The organism is Romboutsia sp. MSSM.1001216sp_RTP31141st1_G3_RTP31141_220114 (assembly GCF_039031195.1).
GTDB lineage: Bacteria > Bacillota > Clostridia > Peptostreptococcales > Peptostreptococcaceae > Romboutsia_C > Romboutsia_C hominis.
On record NZ_JBCIUO010000001.1, the window covers coordinates 207,259 to 228,252 of the forward strand.

Below are 20,994 nucleotides of genomic sequence, written 5' to 3' on the forward strand. Positions count from 1 at the left end.
ACACAAATTTATATAAATAAAAATTAAGCTATTATAAGTTAATACTTATAGTAGCTTAATTTAAATATACATTAAAATTAAGAATAATTATATTAATTTTATTTATAACTTATGGGGAAAAATTATAAATAGAAATTAGAATTATTTAATATATAACTTAAATAAAGGAAAAGGGGATTATTATGAACTATAGAATATTAGCTATAAATCCGGGGTCTACATCAACTAAGATAGCAGTATATGACAATGAAGAGCAATTGTTAGTAAAAGGAATAGATCATAAAGCAGAAGAAATAGCAAATTATGAAAGAATACAAGACCAATTTGAAATGAGAAAACAAGAAGTATTAAAAGTACTAGCTGAAAATAATATAGATATAAATACTTTAAGTGCTGTTGTAGGAAGAGGGGGACTACTTCCTCCAGTAAAATCAGGAGCATATTTAGTAAATGATGAAATGATAGATAGATTAGTTAATAGACCTGTTATTGAACATGCATCTAATTTAGGAGCTATAATTTCTTATGAAATAGCAAAATCTATAGGAGTAAATGCATACATATATGACTCAGTAGCTGTTGATGAATTTAATGATATAGCTAGATTATCGGGAATTAAAAATATGGATAGAGAAAGTCTAAGTCATGCACTTAACTCTAGAGCTATGGCTATAAAGTTTGCAAAAGACAATAATAAAAAATACAATGATCTTAATATAATTGTTGCTCATTTAGGTGGGGGCATAACTGTAAGTATTCATGAAAAAGGAAAAATGATTGACATTGTATCAGATGATGAAGGACCATTTTCACCAGAAAGATCAGGTAGGATTCCTTGTAAAAAATTAATAAATACATGTTTTTCTGGAAATTACACACATAAAGAAATGTTAAAGATGATAAGAGGAAAAGGTGGAATAGTTTCTTATTTAGATACAGTAGATGTTAGAGAAGTGGAAAAAATGATGGAAGAAGGAAATAAAGAAGCTAAATTAGTACATGATGCTATGTGTTATCAAGTATCTAAAGCAATAGGTGAATTAGCTACAGTTGTAGAAGGAAAAGTAGATTCAATAATATTGACAGGTGGAATAGCTTACTCAAAGCTTGTAACAAAACATATAAAGAGAAGAGTAGAGTTTATATCTCATGTAGAAATAATGCCAGGAGAAAATGAATTAGATTCATTAGCACTTGGTACATTAAGAGTTTTAAATAATGAAGAAACTGCGAGGGAATATAAAGAAGAAATATTAGCTAATGCATAAATGTGTTATAAACTTAAGTAAATTTTAATTATAATACATATTAATGCGTTTTTACTGAGATTAAGGTAAAATCACTGGATACTTATCCAGTGATTTTTAGATTAAGTAAATATTAAAATATAATTATTTAGATATGAAAGTTTCGCAACTTGCATCCTGTGAGTTTATATGAACCTTTTCAGCTTTACATGCTTTACTAACATTATATTTACATTTTTCAGCCTGACATATTATATTTTCAGGTGTTATATATTCATCATTAGTACTATTTGTAAAAGATCCAAAAGAACCCTCGACAAAAGTTGAACAAGTAGTTTGAGATGTAGAATCTGCTCTACTACCAGCAACATTTATGCCTCCAGCATAGCATTTTTTGCTATTATTATACACACAGTTAGTTGCAGAACAATTTAAATTTTCATTCATAATTACATTCCTCCTAAAATTATCTTCTAGGTTAGTATGTGAAAAATAAAAGAAAATATAACTTATATATTACAACTTAATAATTATAGTTAATCTATTTATAGCTATTATCTAGGACAAAATGTTTCACAACTTTGATTTTCGTTGTTTATTTGAACATTTAATGCAACACAAGAACTTTCGTCATTATGTTTGCATTCTTTGGCCTGGCAAGCTATATTGTGAGTTTTAGCATAGTCTTCATTACTAGTTGAGTTAGTCAAAGTTGCATTTTTTCTATCTTCAAAAGTTAGACAGTGGGTACCATTTGTATTTGATGCTATAGAACCTGAGATATTTATACCGTTAGCATAACAACTACTGCATTTATTATAAAAACATGTAGATGCTAAACATACTAAATTTCCATTCATAATTAATATACCTCCTAGAATTTTATCTAATTTAGTATGTGAAAAAATTAAAGATTTAATCCATTTAAGGTATATATTTATTCTAGGCAATTGTCACATAAAACTGCAACATCCTCTAGAGTCTCTCTGCCTAAATTTTTATTAATATGATACACATCTAAGTTGTGTTCTTGTCCACAAATAGAACAAGTATAATCATTTTCTCTAAGCGCATAATCTTTAAATATTTGCCAATGTATGCTATTTAAGTATTCCTTATACTTAACTTTAAGGCATGCCTCTAAATATTCACTATACAGATTATCTAAGTCAAAGCTAGTTAGATTAGAATATTCACATTCAAAATAATCACAATCATTATATAGGTTAGGTAGTGAATCTAGCAATATACATTTTATATTATATTTGTAATTTTCATCAGGACCATATAGAGAAAGATGAGTACAATAAGAACAACATTTCTTTGGTAATACTTCTTTAAGTTTCTCAACACTTTTATTCATATGTAACCTCCAATAATTTATATACTTTAATAAACAATATATAGTGAAACTTAGAATTCATTGATAAACACTCTTTATAAGATATATTAAAAAATAGTGATATATATTCTATAAATAAAGGGTTTTATAAAAAAATAAAGTAATTATGTTATATTAATTAAAACTAGGGTGATGAAATGAGAACTTATAATTTTGAGAAAGTAAGAGAAGATTCATACAACGAACTTGAAAAAATGAAGAAAGAAATGAAATATATAAATAAGTTAAATTTTAAAATAGAAAAAGAACAAATATATACAATAGAAACTCAAAATAAAGATTATAGTGATTTATATAATATATATGATGAAGAAAAGCTATATAATTTAAGAATACACAAAAAAAGTATTGGTAAATTTTATAGTAAAGAAAGAAATGAAAAAAAGTTAAAAAACTTAAGAGTATTGTATTGTGAATTTGAAGAATGTAGGTTTGAAAATATAGAATTTATAAGTTGTATATTTATAGGAAATGTGTTTTTTAAATGTGATTTTGAAAATGTAATATTTAAAGATTGTAAATTCTATAATGAAAAAGATGATATAAATATATTTAAAGATGAATGTAAGTTTAGAGATGTTAGATTTACTAATAGTAATATAGAAAAAACAAAATTTGAAAGCATGAGTTTAAAAAATGTATATATAAAGGAAAGTAATCTAAATGGTTCTATATTTAATAAATGCATAATGAAAGAGGTTATAATTTGTGACAGTGATTTAAGTGCTATTAAAATATTACGTCCAAAGCATTTAGATATATCTTTTGAAGATTATTATTTAAGCAAATTTGACGAGCATACATTTATAGATAAAGTTGACTTAAAGAAAAAAGATAAGAATGAGTGTATAGATATATACAAGGTATATAAGGATATATCAACAAAATTTGAAGCTAATAGATTATTAAACATAGGTGGAGAATATTATTATATAGCTAAATTAATAGAGAAAGATGGTTTAAAAGGAATAGCTAAGTTAAAGTCCATAATATACTGGGCACTTTGTGGTTATGGAGAACGTCCAACATATGCGCTTATAACATCTTTAGAAATTGTATTGGTATTTGCTATATTATACATGATAACAGGTCTTAATATAGGTGGAGAATTTATAAATTATAAAGGTGCATTAATGGGAAATATAGATGTATCTTCTATAAATAAAGACTTCATTAATTCATTGTATTTTAGTATAGTAACTTTTACAACAGTTGGATATGGAGATATAACTCCAGTAGGATTTTTTAGTACTTTATTATCTGCAATAGAAATGCTTTTAGGTGTTACTATGGTTGGTATTTGGACAGCTACATTGTCTAGGAAGATAACAAAATAAAGAGAATTTAAACTCAAAGATATAACATTTAATAATAAAAAATAATGTAATACAAGAACTTAAACGCATATGAATATATAAAGAATGGATATAAGTTAGTTTACATAAAGCGACTTATATCCACAAAGAAAGAATTATATTACATGATTAATATTAATACTTATTTATTTAGTAAAAATTTATTGATAACATGTGCAACTCCATGTTCATTATTAGTTTTAGTTATATAGTTTGCAATATTCTTTATGCTATCGCGAGCATTACCCATTGCTACACCAAGCCCTGCATACTCTATCATATGCTTGTCATTTTCTTCATCACCTACAGCTATAGCTTTATCTATAGATAAATCTATATTTTTACATAAAGCTTTAAGCGCATTTCCTTTATTAGCTTTTTTATTTAAAAATTCTAGGAAAAATGGAGCAGATCTAACAACTGTGTATTTATCAAAAAATTCTTGAGGTACATTTTTTATTATTTCTTCTAATTTTTCAGGTTCGTCAACAATCATAACCTTACAAAATCTCATAGTTTCATCTATTTCTTCTTCTGGTTTATAAACTAAAGGTATTTTATTTAAATCAGATTCTAAAACAGTGTATTTACTAGGTTTTTTGTTAGGTGTTACAACATCAAGTGGTGTACTTATATGAAGATAAGTATTAAGTTTTTTAGAAAGTTCATATATAGATTTAAAATCATCATAATTCATTTCTATATTAGATATAACTTTTTTAGTTTTAACTTCTTGAACAACAGCTCCGTTAAAGCATATAACGTAGTCCCCTTCATCAGTTAAATTAAGTTCTTCAAGTAGTGGAGTTACACCAGGTAGTGGTCTACCAGTAGATAAAACTACTTTATTCCCATTTTGTTTAGCTTCTTGGATAGAGTCAAAAACCTCCTTAGTTATTTTTTTTTCGGTATTTAATAAAGTGCCATCAATATCTAGTGCTATTAATTTATACATATAATCCTCCTATGATATTTACATAAAGATAGTTATAATTATATCAATATATGCAGAATTTATATAGAGAAAATTAAAAAAGAGTGTATGCTATAATATAAATATTAAAAATAAATATAAATAAAGGAGATATTTCAATGAAGTTTTCAGATTTTGAATATGAAAGACCAAATTATGAAAAAAGTAAAAATCAAATAATAGAAATAATAAATAATATAGAAAATTCAAAAACTTACAAAGAGCAAAGACAAAATATTGATAAACTAAATAGCATTAGAAATAATATAGAAACTATGAGTACATTATGTTCTATAAGACATAGTATAAATGTTGAAGATGAGTTTTATGAAAGGGAAAAAGTGTATTGGGACGAATATTCTCCATTATATGAAGAACTTAATTCACTTTTTTATAAATCAGTAGTAAACTCAAAATTTAAAGAAGATATTCAAAAAGATTTTGGAAGACAGTTTATAAATATAGCAAGCTTTAATTTAAAGTCTTTTAGTAGCGAAATAATAAAAGACCTTCAAGAGGAAAATAAGCTTTGTTCTAAATATACAAAACTATTAGCATCTGCTAAAATTCATTTTGAAGGAGAAGAAAGAAACCTATCTGGACTTTTAAAATTTATGTCAAGTGAAGATAGAGATATGAGGATAAAGGCATCTAAGGCATATTACAATTACTTTGAAGAAAAAGAAAATGAATTTGATGAAGTATTTGATAAATTAGTTAAAGTAAGAAATAATATGGCTATAAAACTTGGTTTTGACAACTTTGTAGAATTAGGATATATAAGAATGATGAGAACTGATTACAACAAAGACATGGTAAAAAACTTTAGAAAACAAGTTTTAGATTATATTGTACCTGTAGCAAATAGTCTTTACGAAAGACAATCTAAAAGGATAGGTGTAGATAGACTTACATATGTAGATGAAAACCTTGAGTTTTTAAGTGGGAATGCAACACCTAAGGGAAGTGACGAATACATAATAGAAAATGGAAGAAAAATGTATTCTGAGCTATCAAATGAAACTAAAGAATTCTTTAATTTCATGCTAGAAAATGAACTTATGGACTTAGTAACTAAAAAAGGTAAAGCAGCAGGTGGATACTGTACATATATACCAGATTATAAATCTCCATTTATATTCTCGAACTTTAATCAAACATTAGATGATATAGATGTATTAACTCATGAAGCAGGTCATGCTTTTCAGCTTTATATGTCAACTTGGATTGATATGCCAGAAATAAACTTCCCAACTTATGAAAGTTGTGAAATACACTCTATGAGTATGGAATTTATAACTTGGCCTTGGATGGAATTATTCTTTAAAGAAGATACAGAGAAATATAAATTTACTCATCTATCATCAGCTATTAAGTTTATACCATATGGAATAGTAGTAGATGAATTCCAGCACTATATATATGAACAGCCTAATATGACTAAAGAAGAAAGAAAAAATATTTGGAGAGAACTAGAGAAAAAATATTTACCACATAGAATATTTGAAGATAATGATTTTTTAGAAAAAGGAACTTGGTGGTTTAAGCAAGGACATATATTTAAAAATCCATTTTATTATATAGATTATACATTAGCTCAGATATGTGCATTACAGTTTTGGAAAAAAATGAGGGTGGACAGAATCAATGGATGGGAAAATTATCTAGACATATGTAGAGTTGGAGGAACAAAGTCATTCTTAGAAATAGTAAAGATAGGTGATTTAAAATCTCCATTTGAAGATGGATGTGTAGAAAGTATTATAGATGTTATTAAAAATTATTTAGATAGTATAGATGATAAAGCTTTATAATATATATACGGTAGAAATATGTAGCAATATTTATAGAAAAATATATTGGAATTTAAATTGAAAGTTTCTTTTCTTAACTTAGAAAGTATAAAAAAATTAAACATTCCGGTTGAAGGATATAGGAGATTACTTCTAAAAAGAAGTGACCGAAGGTACAAGTTTGATTAAATCCTAATTTAATCAAATGAAATTCTCAGGTAAAAATACTATATTCAGATGGAACTCAGAAGATTATATTAACAGAGAAAACAAATGGGATTTGTTTTCTCTGTTTTTTATTAAATAGACTTAAAAAGGAGAGGATTTTTATAATAATAATAACCAATAATACTATTGTCAAAAACAAAATAAAGCACAAAAATGTAAAATATATAAATGACATATATCTAGAAATTTTAAAAGAAAGTAGAAATCTAATTCACAAAGGTTACGAACTTTTATCTGTATTCCAGTATAAAGCCAAATGAAACTCCATACAGAAGTATAATATTAAAAAAATCAAACAAGTTAGATACAAATTCAGTACTATTAATTGAAGAAGCAATATACATTTCTAATAAATTTCAAAATAATAAACAAACACCTAATTGGACATATAATGTAATAGATGACTTTAGAGTTATAGACTTAGATATCTTAAGTAATACATTAGAAAGAATTCAATATATATTATAGAAATTAAAAATAATATTTGTATGTGACAAAATAATAAAATATTTTTTTATAAAAATGTTAAAAAAATAAATATAAAGGAGAAATTTATGGGAAATATATATGATTTAATAATAATAGGCTCAGGGCCTGCAGGGCTTTCGGCAGGACTTTATGGTGCAAGAGCAAAGTTAAAAACTCTTATACTTGAAAAAGGAAAAACTGGAGGACAAATAGTAACAACTCATGATGTTGCTAACTATCCAGGTTCAGTAGAAAATGCTAGTGGACCTAAGTTAATAGCAAGAATGGTGGAACAATGCAAAAGTTTTGGGGCAGAAATGAAAAAAGATAATATAATAGATGTAGATTTAGAATCTGATATAAAAGTATTAAAAGGTGAAAAAGGCGAATATAGAGGAAAGGCTGTAGTAATTGCTACTGGGTCTACACCTAGAAAGCTTGGTGTTAAAGGAGAAAAAGAGCTAACAGGTAAGGGAGTATCATATTGCGCAACGTGTGATGGAGATTTTTTCACAGATTTAGAAGTATTTGCAATAGGTGGAGGAAATAGCGCAGTTGAAGAAGGGATTTTTTTAACAAAATTTGCTAGAAAAGTAACAATAGTTAATAAAAATGAAAAGCTAACTTGTGCCAAATCAATAGCAGAAAAAGCACAAAACAATCCTAATATAGAATTTGTACACAATACGACTGTGAAAGAATTATGCGGTGATGGAATATTAAAAAAAGTTGTATTTGAAAATATTCTAACAGGTGAATTAAGTGAATATGAAGCAGATGAAGAAGATGGAACAATGGGGGTATTTGTATTCATAGGACTAAAACCAGAAACAGAGATATTTAGAGATAAAATATATACAGACCAAAATGGCTATATAATAACAGATGAAGATATGAAGACTAATATAGAAGGGGTATTTGCAGCAGGAGATTGCAGAGTTAAAGCCTTAAGACAGGTAGTAACAGCTACTAATGATGGAGCTATAGCTACAATAAGTGCTGAAAAATATATAGAAAGTAAAGAATGGAATTTAGAAAAATCAACTATTTAATTATAAAGGAGGAATTTGAATGATAATTTTAGATAAAAACACCTTTGAAGAAGAAGTTTTAAAACATGAAGGTATAGTTGTTGTAGATTTTTGGAGTGAAGGGTGTGAACCGTGTAAAGCATTGCTTCCAGAGGTTGAAGAACTTGCTAATAAATATAAGGAAAATTTTAAATTCTGTAAACTAGATACAACAGAAGCTAGAAGATTGGCTATAAAAGAAAAAATATTAGGACTTCCAACAATAGCTATATACAAAGATGGTCAAAAAATAGATGAGGTTACAAAATATGATGCAACTAAGATTAATATAGAAGAAATGATAAAGAAATACCTTTAATATTTATATAAAGTAGTTACTTACAACTAGTTTAATAAATATTAAAGGTTATATATTGAGTTAGTTGAGAAATATAAATTTTAGTTTTTTAAAACTTAAATAATTAGGGGGTGCAAGCATGCGCCTTGAGTTAGGTAAAATTTTTATAAGAGATATTAAGTTTGGGAAGTAACTAAAGTTAAAGATGCTACATTATACATCAATAAGGAAGAGATGCTTAAAGAAATTGGTGGGTACGAGCATATAAAGTCTATAGATATAGAACTAGCTCATCCAGGTGAAAGTGTAAGAATAGTACCAGTAAAAGATGTTATAGAGCCAAGAGTTAAAGTAGAAGGTAATGGAGGAATATTCCCAGGAATAATATCTAAGATTGAATTGTTGGAAGTGGAAAAACTCATGCAATTTATGGGTGTACTGTTGTTACTACTGGTAAAATAGTAGGATTACAAGAAGGTATTATCGATATGACAGGACCTGGGGCAAAATATTGCCCTTTCTCTAATCTTAACAATATAGTTGTTATAGCAGAACCAGTAGATGGATTAAAACAACATGACCATGAAAAAGCAGTAAGAATGATAGGATTTAAAGCTGCAGCATATTTAGGGGAAACTGCTAGAAATTTAACTCCTGATGAAGTTAAGGTTTATGAAACTAAGCCACTTTTAGAATCAATAAAAGAGTATCCACACCTTCCAAAAGTAGCATATGTTTATATGCTTCAAACTCAAGGATTGCTTCATGATACGTATGTATATGGTGTTGATGCGCTTAGAGAAATATAGGGATAAGTGAAGAAAATAATGGAGTATCTAAAGAAAAAGCTAAAAAGGTAATAGCAGAGTCCCTAAGAAAATTAGCATTAGATATGATAGAAGAATAGGAAGTAATATTATAGCTAAAAAGATAATAGGGCAAACTCTTCTAGAGATAGCTGATGCAATAGAAAGTGGAGAATTTGGTAAAAAAATAAGAATAGGACTGACTACATTAGGAAGTGAACATGGAAAAGATAATTTAGTAAATGGAGCTAATTTAGCCAAGTCTAGCTTATTTGATATAGTTTTAATAGGTAAAAAAGTAGATACTGACTTTGAAGTTGTAGAAGTAAGTTGTGAAAAAGAAATTTATAAAAAAATGGAAGAGTTATTAGATAGCGGATATATAGATGCTTGTGTTACAATGCATTATAACTTTCCTATAGGTGTATCCACAGTAGGCAGAGTTATAACACCAGGCAAAGGAAAAGAAATGATACTTGCAACAACAGGAACTAGTGCAACTAATAGAATAGAGTCTATGGTTAGAAATGCAATATGTGGTATAGCTACTGCAAAAAGCATAGGGATAAGAAATCCAAAGGTAGGTATACTTAATGTTGATGGTGCTAGACAAGTTGAAAAATGCTTATATTATCTAGAGCATCAGGAGCTCCAGTAGTAAAAAATGCAATAAAGTATGATTATGATATAGTAAAAGGAAGTATAAGTGAATTAACTAAAAATGAATTTGAAATACTAAAAAAGCTAAATTAAATGATATAATATCTAAATCTACAAAAAAAGAAATAAAAGTAAAACAAGAAGTTAAAATGCCTAAAAAAGAAATAGTTACAGAACAAATAAGTGGAATAGATATTATGGATTTAGATGATGCAATCATAGATTTATGGGAAAATGATATATATGCAGAAAGTGGTATGGGTTGTACAGGACCTATAGTTTTAATTAATATAATTTTATAGTTTATATTAATATTTAATGAAAAAGTAGGCAATATAGAATTAACATATAAAATAAAAACTACAAACACATTAACTAGATATGAAGAAGGTACTATAACTCAAGTTCTAAATCAAAATTGGAGAAAAGTGGTGACTTTTAAATAAATTGAGCTAAGACCCTTATATAAAGAAGTTAATGGATAATTATTAAAAGATTACAATACTTTTGAAAGAAAAGGAGAAGTAAAAATATTTATATTATTAAAATTAGAATATAGCTTAGATGCTAGTGAAAGTGTTTAATTTAAATAAAACTATATTGAATAAAGTAAATATATATAATATAATTATATAAATAAATAGATACATAAAAAACTACCTGTATATTTTTGAAGATATGGTTCAAATGTTTCTACATAGCTACCGTAAATAGCTTGACTACAGGAGCTTAATATAAAGTATAGTTTTATTTAGTAATATAATCATTGTTAGTAATTTTAATATTTACATAATGACTATTTCTATATATTTAACTAGATTATTAACTCCTGTCTATAAATAGAGAGGAGTTTTTTATTAGATCAGAGTTAAACATAATGTTTGGAGGATAAATATGGAATTACTACAAGAGAAAATATTAAAAGATGGAAGAATAGAAGGAAATGATATATTAAAAGTTGATAACTTTTTAAATCATCAATTAGATATAGCTTTTTTAAATGAAATGGGAAAAGAGTTTAAAAATAGATTTAAAGATGAAAAAATAGATAAAATATTAACAATAGAAGCTTCAGGAATAGCAATAGCTTCAATAGCATCACAACATTTTGGAAATGTGCCTGTGGTTTTTGCTAAAAAAGTAAAATCTAAGAACTTAGATAAAGAAGTATATGAAACAAAAGTATATTCATTTACAAAAGGAAAAGAATATAGTGTAAAAGTATCTAAAAGATATTTAAATGAAGGTGAAAATATACTAGTTCTAGATGATTTTTTAGCAAATGGGAGAGCAGCAATTGGTCTTAAAGATTTAGTAGATCAAGCAGGAGCTAATTTAGTAGGAGTTGGTATAGCTATAGAAAAAGGATTCCAAGAAGGAAGAGAACTTTTATTAAGTAAAGGTATAAGACTTGAATCATTAGCAATACTTGATTCTATAGAAAATGGAGTTATAAAATTTAGATAATATAATATTTAAAATAAAATAGAAATTTAATTTAGATTATAATATAAAAGTATAGGATAAAGTATTTAATATGTTATTTGTCCTATACTTTTTTATTACTTACAATTAGAGAATATATAATATGTAGGATTTTTAGATTTATATAATAAAATATAAGAAGTTAAATAATTAATTAACGTGAAAAAATATGTATAATATGGTATATTATATAAATGATATTACTTATTAGAATATTTAATTATGACTAGTAAATAATATTAACTATAATATATAAACAAAAAATAATATAAATATATAAATAAGTTTTAGGAGGGCTAATATGAAATTTTTCGTAGATACAGCCAATGTAGAAGAAATAAGAGAAGCAAATGATTTAGGTGTAATATGTGGTGTTACAACAAACCCATCATTAATAGCTAAAGAAGGAAGAGACTTTATAGAAGTAGTAAAAGAAATAACAGAAATAGTAGACGGGCCTATAAGTGCAGAGGTTATAAGCTTAGATGCAAAAGGAATGGTAGAAGAAGCTGATAAACTATCTAAAATACATAAAAATATAGTAATAAAATTACCTATGACAGAAGAAGGACTAAAAGCTACTAAAATATTATCTCAAAAAGGGATAAAAACTAATGTAACTTTAATATTTAGTTCTGTTCAAGCTCTTTTAGCAGCTAGAGCAGGAGCTACATATGTAAGCCCATTCGTTGGAAGACTTGATGACATAGGTCAAAATGGACTTGAATTAATAGAAGAAGTAGTGGATATATTTGCACAAAATGATATAGATACACAAATAATAGTTGCAAGTGTTAGAAATCCAATACACGTATCACAAGCTGCAAGATTAGGAGCAGATATAGCAACAGTTCCACTTAAAGTTATAAAGCAAATGACTAAACATCCTTTAACAGATAAAGGAATAGAGAGCTTTATAAAAGACTGGGAAGGTGCTTCATTAAAATTATAATATATAAAGGGTATGCAAATTTGCATACCCTTTTTAATTATTTAAAAACATGTTTTAACAAAGGTTACACCGCTGTAACTTTAATTACGAATTTGTAATCTAAAGTAACAGCGGTGTAACTGTTATATATTATTTTACTATGGTAATATAAATACATAGAAAGAAATAAAACAAAAATTTACATAAATTTATATAAAGGAAAAGGATGTGATCTAAATGAAAAGAGCTATAACAGCATTATCAGTATTATGTGGAGGAATGTTATTTATGAGTCCAATAAACAACATAATATTTGCACAAAATTCTAATAAAAAACCTGCTACAGAAGTAGTTGAAAATATAAATAACAATGCTAAAGAAGAAGTAACAAAGCAAGAAAATAAAGATAATTTACAAAAGGAAGTAAAAAAAGTTGAAAAACAAGAAATAGTTACAAATAATAAATTAAACAATCAAAATGATTACATAGATAAAAAACAAAGTAAAATAGATAACAAAGAAAATGTAGTAACTAAAGAAGAAACTAAAACTACTGAAAATAATCAAGTAGTAGAAAAACCACAAGTATCTGAAGATAAAAAAGTTGAAGATAATAAAATTGAGGACAATAAAGTTCAAGAAGAAAACAAAGTAGTTTCAAATGATAAAGTACAATCAGATATAAAAGAAGAAAGTAAAGTTGAAGTTATAGAAGTATTAAACAAAGAACAAGCTAAAGAATTAATACAAATGTATAATCAAGGTGTAAACTATACTTACGAAGGTGATGAAAATAACTTTAATGCGTTAAAAGAAAAAGGTTTAAGTGGATATGTATTCTTCCCAGATTATGATACTGATTTAGGATTTTTTGTTGATAAGAATACATCAAATATATACTACTTCCATCCAAGTGGATACCTTAAATTAGCTATATAAGATAATTAATATAAAACTCCAAATTAAAACTTAAAGAAATAGCATCTTTTTTAATTAAAAAGATGCTATTTTTATGTATTGATTTAAATTTATTAATTTATATGATTAGATAACTTACTTATTAAAATATATTAAGAGGCTTAAGTTGATATATAATATAAAAGATAGGACAAAATAATAAATAACAATATGTTAGGAGAGCAAAATGAGTGTATATGAATATTTAAAGCAGAGGACATTATTTTTTATAGTGAATATAGTACTATTTTTAATCACAGCAAGTATAATGTTATTTGTTAAAGTTAATATAAGCATTATAACTATGGTGTTTTTAATATGGTTTACACCAATTAGTATATATATATTAATGGAGATGATAAAGCATAAAAAATATTATGATGAACTTGTAAGTATAAGTGAAAACTTAGATAAGAAATATTTAATATCTGAAGTAATAAGTGAGCCAGAATTTATAGAGGGTAAATTGTTATATAATATTTTAAAATCAAGCAATCGCAATATGCAAGAACATGTTAAGTATTTTAAAAATATGCAAAGTGAGTATCAAGAATACATAGAAACATGGGTACATGAAATAAAAACACCTATAGCATCGTTAATGCTTATAATGGAAAATCATGAAGACAATATACCAAATAGTATGAAGTATGAAGTAAAAAAAATAGAAAATTATATAGATCAAGTTCTATATTACTCAAGAAGTAATGATGTTAGTAAAGACTATATAATAAAAAAATTTAATCTTGAAAGAATAATTAGGTGCGTAATAAGGAAAAATGCAAGTGATTTTATAAATAAAAGAATAGGGATAGATATAAAAGAAATTAATTTTAATGTATACAGTGATGAAAAATGGGTTGAATTTATATTAAATCAAATTATAAATAATGCTATAAAGTATTCAAAAGAAAGTGAAGGAAAAGTATCAATAAACGCAGTAAAAAATAAAAATAATATAATATTAAGTATAAAAGACAATGGAGTAGGGATAAATGAAAAGGATATAGATAGAGTTTTTGAAAAAGGATTTACAGGTGAAAATGGAAGAATATTTGGAAAGTCAACTGGTATAGGACTTTATCTATGCAAAAAACTTTGTGATAAGTTAGGTTTAGGGATAAATATAGTATCAAAACAGCAAGAAGGAACAGAAATAAGAATAATATTTCCTGTTGGAAAAGATGATATAAGAAAAAATTAAAATTTAAATTAGTAAGAGTTAGATTTATAAAATCTAACTCTTTAATTTTTATACAGATAATTAATATATAAAGAATTGATAAAAAATACCGTATTATTAAAAATAAAAAAATACAGGGAGGCATTATGGTTAATGGTATAAATTTATTTAGCAATATAGCTAATAGTAGTATTAATACTCAAAATAAGTGTGGGTGTTGCTGCGAAAAAAATAGTTCCTTTGATGAGTTAATGCTAAATTTAGTATTAACTTTGTTAGATGAAGAAAATTATAATTTAGTAAGTAATTTAAGTGATGCAGTAAGAAAAAAGCAACAAGAGAATAGCATAGTTAAAGAGAGAAATTTAGGTTTAGAAACCATTAATAGTTCTCAAAATTTAAAAAAAGTAAGTGTAACAGCAAGTGATAAAGATACTAAAAGTGAAATAGAAAGTGCAGTAAAAATTGCTTCGAGCAAATATGGTATAGATGAAAATTTAATAAAAGCTGTAATAAAAGTAGAATCTGATTTTAATCCAAACTGTGTATCATCGGCTGGAGCAAAAGGGCTTATGCAACTTATGCCTTGTAATATAAAGGATTTAGGTGTTAAAAATCCATTTGATATAAAAGAAAATATAGATGCTGGGACAAGACATTTAAAAGAATATATAGATAAATACCATGGAAATATCGAAATGGGTCTTATGGCATATAATGGAGGACCAACAAGAATGGTAAAAAGAGGAGTTAGATCTGTAAATGATATTTATAAGATGCCAAAAGAAACCCAAAATTATGTACCTAAAGTTATGAAATATTACAGAGCATAAAAAATTAAAACATATATGAAATATAAAAATTGAAGGTTCAAAGTTAGTTTTTAAACAGTCTTTTTATTTATAATTTATAAATATCTATCAAAAGTCTATATAAATTAAGTTATAGTTAATCGAATATAATTTAGGGATTTGATTAATAAATTAAATGTTAAATTAATTGGGAGATAAAAATGAAAACAAGCAGAAAGATATTGAAATTAGATAAAACTTTATTAAATAAATGTAGACGTAGGGAGAGAATTTCCTTAAATAAGCATGATCATTTAACTAAAGCTTATAATAGAAATTATTTTTTTAATTATATAGAAAAAAAGGTAAATGGAACTCTTATAAACATTAAGGTTATGTCAATTAAATTTTTAAATTCAAATATTGGCATAAAATATGGGGATGAAGCATTAAAATTAATAGCTAAAATTTTAATGAATATGAAAACAAGTAGTATAGTATGTCGACTATCTGGATCTACTTTTGGGGTATATATAGAACAAACAGATATAAATTACGTTAAAAATATAATTGAAGAGATGATTAATAAGATCTCCAATGTAAATATAGGAATTGAAACTGTAAAAATTTCTACAAATATATCATCTGTTATTTATAAAAATGGTGATTTTGATACAAAAGATGCGATTTCTAAATTATCAATATCTATGTCAAATTCTATAAAAAAGGGTGTAAATAAGTTTGAAATATATAATGAAAGGCATGATTTACGCATAAATATAGACACTATAGAGAGTGCTATCTTAAATGAAGAAATTACACTTTATTATCAACCAAAAATAGATATAAAAACAAAGAAAATAAATGGAGTCGAAGCATTAATAAGATGGTTTAGCAAAGAACACGGATATATTGAACCAAATAAAATCATACAATTTGCAGAAAGTTCAGGATATATAAATACCTTATGGAAATGGGTTATGAGAAAAGCTTGTGAAGATATAAATTATGTAAATACAAATTTGGGTAAAGAAATACATCTTTCTGTGAATACTTCTCCTTATCAATTAGAACATAAAGATTTCATAAAAGATATTAAAGAAGCACTAGAAGAAACTAATTTTAGAAGAGATTTATTAACAATCGAAATCACAGAAAGCGATGATATAGAGAATATAGATAATATACAAAAAATTCTAGGTGAAATGAAAGACATGGACATAAAAGTTTCCATAGATGATTTTGGAAAAGGATATAATTCTATTGATTATATAAAAAATTATAATGTTGATGAAATAAAAATAGATAAGTCTTTGGTTAAGTATTTAAGTGATAATCCTTTATTCATAAAAAATTTGATAGATATGATACATACAACCAATACTTTAGTAGTAGCAGAAGGAGTAGAAGAATATTTTGAATATAAACTACTCAAAGATATGGAGTGTGATTTTATTCAAGGGTACTATTTCCATAAACCAATGGAGCATGAAAGTTTGGTAAAAATATTGAATCAAGAGGATATATAATATATATTGTTATATAAAACTTAAGAAAAAATAAGGATATCCGTATTATTACAAAAGCAAGATAATATAAATTACAAAAATTGAGGTTTCAAAATGAAGGTAAGGAATATTGGATTAAATAAAAGTATTAATATAGAAAGTAAGGGTAAAAAAGAAAAGCTAGATTTTGAAGAAAATTTTAATCAAAGAAATAGACTGAAAAACAAAGAAGAACTCGAAGTATATATGAAAGAGATTAAAAATATAGGAGAAAAATTGGTAGTTACCAAAAATTATAGTGATATTATAGATTATAAAAAAGCTATAAAGAATTATTTGAAATCAGCCGTAGACTATGTATATAGTTTAAATAAAGATAATAGCTTTTGGGATAGAAATTATTTTACTACGGTAAGGACTATAAATGAAAAGCTAGAGGCTATAACTAGAGAACTTATTTATGAGCAAAAAGAAAATATTAGTATAGCTTCAAAAATAGATGAAATAAATGGACTTTTAGTAGATATATACATGTAAGGAGGATAACCATGAAAAATGAAGTAGATAATGTAGACGTATATGAAATAGAGTTTGAGCAGCTAAAAGAAGGTGAGAAAACTCCATTAAATAGTGCTACGGATATATTTGGAGCACTATTAGATATAACTGTATCTATGGGAAGTGCTAGTGAAAAAATAGGGAGAATTATAAACTATAAAGTTGGAGATATAATAGAACTAGATAAACAAGTAGAAGAGAATTTGGATATAAATGTAAATGGTAAAATGATAGCTAGTGGAGAAAGTATAATAATGGACAATAGACTAGCTGTTAGACTAGCTAAAATAAAAAGTGCAGATGAAGATTAATACTAATTAATCTAAATACTAAGGAGGAATATTGTGAATATAAATTTGGTTAAATTTAGAAATTTAGAAAGAGTATATAATAATAATAAAGTAGATGTTAGTTATGTAAAGAATACGAAAAAAGGTGACACAGTTGAAATATCACAAATGGGAAAGTATTTAAATAAAGTAAATTCATCTAAGGAAGAAGTTAACATAGATAGAGTAAATGAAATAAAAAGTAAGATAGAATCTGGTCAATATAGAATAGATTCTAATGAATTAGCTAAGAAGATAATAGAAAAAATGAGGGGGGAGCATAATTGATTCCAGAGGTGAAAATAGTAATCTTTGAAGAAAAAAATGTCCTAAAAAATATGCTAGATCTTTTAGATAATCAATATGAATTTATAATTAATAAAGATCTTATTAAGATAGATAAAATAGCTAAGGAATTAGATGAAGCTGCTAAAAAATTAGCTAGATTAGAAATAAAGAGAAGAAATTTAATGGAGTCTAAGCCTAGTGTAAAGCACTATATAGAAGATTGCAATGATGAAAATATAAAACAAGCTTATAAAGAAATAAAAGAAATATTAAATATGATAGAATTACAAAAAAAAGCAAATGAAACTCTTATAAAGCAGAGATTATTTTTTACAAAGAAGATGATAAACTGCATAAAGCCAGGAAAAAGTATTGGAACATATAATGCTTATGGCCAAGTAGGGAAGTAATTGTTTGGAGGAAAATTATGTCAGGATTACTAGGAAGTTTACAGACAGCAAAGTCTGGTATGAGTGTAAGTCAAACTTCTATACAGACTACGTCTCATAATATAAATAACATGAATACACCAGGGTACTCTAGACAAAGAGTACAACAAAGTGCCAGAAGTGCTTATAGTTACCCTGGATATAACAGTAGTATGGGTGCAGGTCAACTAGGTACAGGAGTTGAAGCAACAGATATTATAAGGATTAGAAATACATTCTTTGATTTTCAATTTAGAAATGAGTCTCATAATTATGGTAAAGTAAGTACAAAAAGTGAGTATTATACTAATATGGAGACTATATTTAATGAACCATCAGACACTTCTATTTCATCATCACTAAGCAACTTTTTTAGCAGTTGGAATGAAATTTCAAAAAATCCTAATGATAGTGGATCAAAGAACACCGTAGTTCAAAATGCAAAATATTTAGCGACTAATATAAGTAATCTTAAAAATAAATTGGAAAAACTATCAAGTCAGGCAAATGATAAAATAAATAAAAATTTAAATGAAATAAATGATATGGTTGACCAATTAAGAGGATTAAATAAAAATATAAGAATTGTCGAAGGTAGTGGAAAAACACCAAATGACTTACTAGATGAAAAAGATAAAGTGTTAGATAAATTAAGTTATAAATTTAATCTAGAAGATAATAATGTTAAGAATTTAATTGAAAAAAAAATAAATGATGGAACAAGTATTACATTAGAGGATATAAAAGCAATAGGAGATGTCTCAGGTGAAATACAAGGTTCTATTGATATGGTAGATAAAATTAATGAATATACATCTAGTATAGATGATCTATCAGAAGGCATTTCTAATGGTATAAATGATGTTTTAGGAATTAATTTTTTTGAATTTGACAAAAAAGGCAGCCCATCACTTAAAGTTAATGATGATTATCTAACAGACTCAAATAAATTATCAGTTTCATCTAAAGTTGCAGGTGAAATATTTAGATTTAAAGATAAAAAAATGAAAATTGGTAATGAACCAGAAATTACCATAGATAAATTTTATAATAATATAGTTCAAAAGCTAGGTAATGAGGCGCAGGAAGTTATAAGAAATGAAAAGAATCAAAATAAAATAATAAATGAAATAGAAAATTCTAGAGCTAATGTATCTGGAGTATTATTAGATGAAGAAATGGTAAATCTTGTCCAATTTCAGCATGCATATAATGCCAGTGCAAAAGTTATATCTACTATAGATTCTTTACTAGACGTAGTAATAAATGGGTTAAAAAGATAGGAGGATAGTATGAGAATAGCCAATTCTTCAATGATAAGAAATAATATGTATGATAATCAAGAAAATCTTCAAAGAACGGACAAGCTTAATAGACAAATCAGTACAGGGAAGGTTATAAACAAAGTATCAGATGATCCATACAAAGCTATAAAAATAATGAACTTAAAAAATGAAATAAAATATACTGAAAAATATAATTACAATATTGACGAAGCAGTAGGATGGATGAATAATACAGATTCATCTTTAGAAGAAGTAGGAACTGTATTAGGAGATATAAAAGATGAAATAATAAAGTTAGGTAATGGAACTTATTCGGCAGAAGAGATGAAATCTATAAGGGCTGAAATGAATGAAAAAATAAAAGAACTAGGTGAAACATTAAATACAAGTCATGGTGGTAATCATATGTTTGGAGGAAGTGACGTAGAAGATTTACCTATAATTATCGAGGAAAAAGACGGAGTAGCTAAACTTACCCTAAATTCTAAATCAAATTCACAAGACTTAAAAGCAATTATATCTGAAGGAATAGATATAGATTATAATGTATCAGCAAAAGAATTATTAAACAAAGATGGTAAAAATTTATTAGAATCTATAAATAAATTATCTACTGCTATGAATGATATAGTTAATGGTAAAGATGTAGAAACTAATAAAGCTCAAGTGTTAGGCACTATAAAAGATGATATTGATACATTGTTTAATCATTCAGTAGATATAAGAACATCATTTGGTGTAAAAGTTAATACTGCAGAAAAAATAAAAGAGCTAAATGATGAAAATATTATGAACATGAAGGATGTATTATCATTAACTCAAGATACAGATAAAGTTAGTGCATATATAGAATTAAAATCAGCTGAATTAATATACCAAATGTCAGTTCAAGTTGGAAGTAGATTGATTCAACCGAGTATAATGGATTACTTAAAATAGCTAGGAGGATC

The 20,994-nt window shown here is 25.9% G+C and carries 22 protein-coding genes, 2 pseudogenes and 2 riboswitches; of the genes and pseudogenes, 20 read left to right on the forward strand and 4 right to left on the reverse strand.

Going from position 1 to position 20,994, the window contains the following annotated elements:
- Window positions 1-182 precede the first annotated feature (182 nt).
- Window positions 183-1,268, forward strand: coding sequence for a butyrate kinase (gene buk, locus ABCP60_RS01060; protein ID WP_092926959.1), 1,086 nt, complete (start codon window positions 183-185; stop codon window positions 1,266-1,268).
- 123 nt (window positions 1,269-1,391) lie between these two features.
- Here buk and ABCP60_RS01065 read toward each other — a convergent pair whose 3' ends face one another.
- The 3 genes from ABCP60_RS01065 to ABCP60_RS01075 form a co-directional block, all read right to left on the reverse strand.
- Window positions 1,392-1,694 (reverse strand): DUF1540 domain-containing protein, encoded by a 303-nt coding sequence (locus ABCP60_RS01065; protein ID WP_207741678.1) that lies wholly within the window; start codon window positions 1,692-1,694, stop codon window positions 1,392-1,394.
- Between the two features lie 107 nt (window positions 1,695-1,801).
- Complete coding sequence (locus ABCP60_RS01070) at window positions 1,802-2,107, reverse strand: DUF1540 domain-containing protein (RefSeq protein ID WP_092926955.1); 306 nt, start codon at window positions 2,105-2,107, stop codon at window positions 1,802-1,804.
- Between the two features lie 77 nt (window positions 2,108-2,184).
- Window positions 2,185-2,610, reverse strand: a complete 426-nt coding sequence (locus ABCP60_RS01075) for a hypothetical protein (protein ID WP_092926953.1) — start codon at window positions 2,608-2,610, stop codon at window positions 2,185-2,187.
- A 176-nt stretch (window positions 2,611-2,786) separates the two neighbouring features.
- On the opposite strand from ABCP60_RS01075, the gene ABCP60_RS01080 reads away from it, so the two are divergent.
- The gene (locus ABCP60_RS01080) at window positions 2,787-3,986 is read left to right on the forward strand and encodes an ion channel (RefSeq protein WP_343101044.1); all 1,200 of its coding nucleotides are present in this window, start codon (window positions 2,787-2,789) and stop codon (window positions 3,984-3,986) included.
- 160 nt (window positions 3,987-4,146) lie between these two features.
- Here ABCP60_RS01080 and yidA read toward each other — a convergent pair whose 3' ends face one another.
- On the reverse strand, window positions 4,147-4,959 hold the full coding sequence (gene yidA, locus ABCP60_RS01085) for a sugar-phosphatase (RefSeq protein ID WP_343101045.1): 813 nt from the start codon (window positions 4,957-4,959) through the stop codon (window positions 4,147-4,149).
- Window positions 4,960-5,096: 137 nt separating this feature from the next.
- Between yidA and ABCP60_RS01090 the strand changes: the two genes are divergently transcribed.
- The 18 genes and pseudogenes from ABCP60_RS01090 to ABCP60_RS01175 all read left to right on the forward strand — a co-directional run bounded on the left by ABCP60_RS01090 (window position 5,097) and on the right by ABCP60_RS01175 (window position 20,983).
- Window positions 5,097-6,791, forward strand: coding sequence for a M3 family oligoendopeptidase (locus ABCP60_RS01090; RefSeq protein ID WP_092926947.1), 1,695 nt, complete (start codon window positions 5,097-5,099; stop codon window positions 6,789-6,791).
- 109 nt (window positions 6,792-6,900) lie between these two features.
- Window positions 6,901-7,010, forward strand: a riboswitch (glycine riboswitch).
- Between the two features lie 267 nt (window positions 7,011-7,277).
- The gene (locus tag ABCP60_RS01095) at window positions 7,278-7,466 is read left to right on the forward strand and encodes a GrdX family protein (RefSeq protein ID WP_242871363.1); all 189 of its coding nucleotides are present in this window, start codon (window positions 7,278-7,280) and stop codon (window positions 7,464-7,466) included.
- Between the two features lie 86 nt (window positions 7,467-7,552).
- Window positions 7,553-8,518 (forward strand): thioredoxin-disulfide reductase, encoded by a 966-nt coding sequence (gene trxB, locus ABCP60_RS01100; protein ID WP_195580884.1) that lies wholly within the window; start codon window positions 7,553-7,555, stop codon window positions 8,516-8,518.
- Window positions 8,519-8,537: 19 nt separating this feature from the next.
- The gene (locus ABCP60_RS01105; protein ID WP_092926943.1) at window positions 8,538-8,855 is read left to right on the forward strand and encodes a thioredoxin family protein; all 318 of its coding nucleotides are present in this window, start codon (window positions 8,538-8,540) and stop codon (window positions 8,853-8,855) included.
- Between the two features lie 118 nt (window positions 8,856-8,973).
- Window positions 8,974-9,628, forward strand: a pseudogene (locus ABCP60_RS01110) (glycine/sarcosine/betaine reductase component B subunit); the annotation flags it as partial.
- Window positions 9,629-9,752: 124 nt separating this feature from the next.
- A pseudogene (locus ABCP60_RS01115) lies at window positions 9,753-10,602 on the forward strand (glycine reductase).
- A gap of 338 nt (window positions 10,603-10,940) precedes the next feature.
- A riboswitch (purine riboswitch) is annotated at window positions 10,941-11,042 on the forward strand.
- Window positions 11,043-11,194: 152 nt separating this feature from the next.
- Entirely contained in the window at window positions 11,195-11,767 is a 573-nt protein-coding gene (locus tag ABCP60_RS01120; protein ID WP_343101046.1) for a xanthine phosphoribosyltransferase, read from the forward strand.
- Window positions 11,768-12,086: 319 nt separating this feature from the next.
- Window positions 12,087-12,737: a fructose-6-phosphate aldolase gene (fsa, locus tag ABCP60_RS01125; RefSeq protein WP_092926940.1), complete on the forward strand. Its 651-nt coding sequence runs from the start codon at window positions 12,087-12,089 to the stop codon at window positions 12,735-12,737.
- Window positions 12,738-12,953: 216 nt separating this feature from the next.
- Complete coding sequence (locus tag ABCP60_RS01130) at window positions 12,954-13,655, forward strand: hypothetical protein (protein ID WP_092926938.1); 702 nt, start codon at window positions 12,954-12,956, stop codon at window positions 13,653-13,655.
- A gap of 205 nt (window positions 13,656-13,860) precedes the next feature.
- Window positions 13,861-14,877: a sensor histidine kinase gene (locus ABCP60_RS01135; protein WP_343101047.1), complete on the forward strand. Its 1,017-nt coding sequence runs from the start codon at window positions 13,861-13,863 to the stop codon at window positions 14,875-14,877.
- A 125-nt stretch (window positions 14,878-15,002) separates the two neighbouring features.
- Entirely contained in the window at window positions 15,003-15,689 is a 687-nt protein-coding gene (locus ABCP60_RS01140; protein WP_092926934.1) for a lytic transglycosylase domain-containing protein, read from the forward strand.
- 179 nt (window positions 15,690-15,868) lie between these two features.
- Window positions 15,869-17,176 carry a GGDEF domain-containing phosphodiesterase gene (locus ABCP60_RS01145; protein WP_166504980.1) on the forward strand — a complete coding sequence of 436 codons (1,308 nt, stop codon included), beginning with the start codon at window positions 15,869-15,871 and terminating at the stop codon, window positions 17,174-17,176.
- A gap of 93 nt (window positions 17,177-17,269) precedes the next feature.
- Window positions 17,270-17,692, forward strand: coding sequence for a YaaR family protein (locus tag ABCP60_RS01150; protein WP_092926930.1), 423 nt, complete (start codon window positions 17,270-17,272; stop codon window positions 17,690-17,692).
- 11 nt (window positions 17,693-17,703) lie between these two features.
- Window positions 17,704-18,024, forward strand: a complete 321-nt coding sequence (locus ABCP60_RS01155; protein ID WP_092926928.1) for a FliM/FliN family flagellar motor switch protein — start codon at window positions 17,704-17,706, stop codon at window positions 18,022-18,024.
- Between the two features lie 33 nt (window positions 18,025-18,057).
- Window positions 18,058-18,330 (forward strand): flagellar biosynthesis anti-sigma factor FlgM, encoded by a 273-nt coding sequence (gene flgM, locus ABCP60_RS01160; RefSeq protein ID WP_092926926.1) that lies wholly within the window; start codon window positions 18,058-18,060, stop codon window positions 18,328-18,330.
- A complete protein-coding gene (locus ABCP60_RS01165; RefSeq protein WP_195580886.1) occupies window positions 18,327-18,740 on the forward strand; it encodes a flagellar protein FlgN in 414 nt (137 codons plus the stop codon). The genes flgM and ABCP60_RS01165 overlap by 4 nt, the downstream gene beginning before the upstream one ends.
- Before the next feature lie 17 nt (window positions 18,741-18,757).
- Window positions 18,758-20,041 (forward strand): flagellar hook-associated protein FlgK, encoded by a 1,284-nt coding sequence (gene flgK / locus ABCP60_RS01170; RefSeq protein ID WP_195580887.1) that lies wholly within the window; start codon window positions 18,758-18,760, stop codon window positions 20,039-20,041.
- 9 nt (window positions 20,042-20,050) lie between these two features.
- Window positions 20,051-20,983: a hypothetical protein gene (locus ABCP60_RS01175; RefSeq protein ID WP_195580888.1), complete on the forward strand. Its 933-nt coding sequence runs from the start codon at window positions 20,051-20,053 to the stop codon at window positions 20,981-20,983.
- Window positions 20,984-20,994: the final 11 nt, after the last annotated feature.